This window comes from Bartonella phoceensis (genome assembly GCF_902825145.1).
GTDB lineage: Bacteria > Pseudomonadota > Alphaproteobacteria > Rhizobiales > Rhizobiaceae > Bartonella > Bartonella phoceensis.
On record NZ_CADEAD010000065.1, the window covers coordinates 1 to 284 of the forward strand.

At 36.6% G+C, this 284-nt stretch carries 1 protein-coding gene; it reads left to right on the top strand.

All coding sequences use genetic code 11. From position 1 onward, the window contains the following. Positions 1 to 284: hypothetical protein (locus J7R07_RS08090; RefSeq protein ID WP_208436329.1), on the top strand; the 284-nt coding region annotated here is incomplete at both ends.

Here is a 284-nt window from a genome sequence, read left to right on the forward strand (position 1 = left end):
AAGCGTTTGCTGGTGTAGGCAATTCTATCACGAATATTCATAAAGAACTTAAGAATGAGATTACCCAAGTTGTAGGAGATAGTCTTGTTAAGCAGGATGCTGCAGGTGTTATCAATATTGGTAAAGAAGTCACAGGCAATACAATTAATATAGCCAACAAAACTGGTGTGCATCGTGTAATTTCTGGTGTTGGTGAGGGAAAGAACAATGATGATGCTGTTAATAAAGGCCAACTAGATAAAAGTTTGAAGGATCTTTCCAACAATCTTCAATCTGAAGATTCA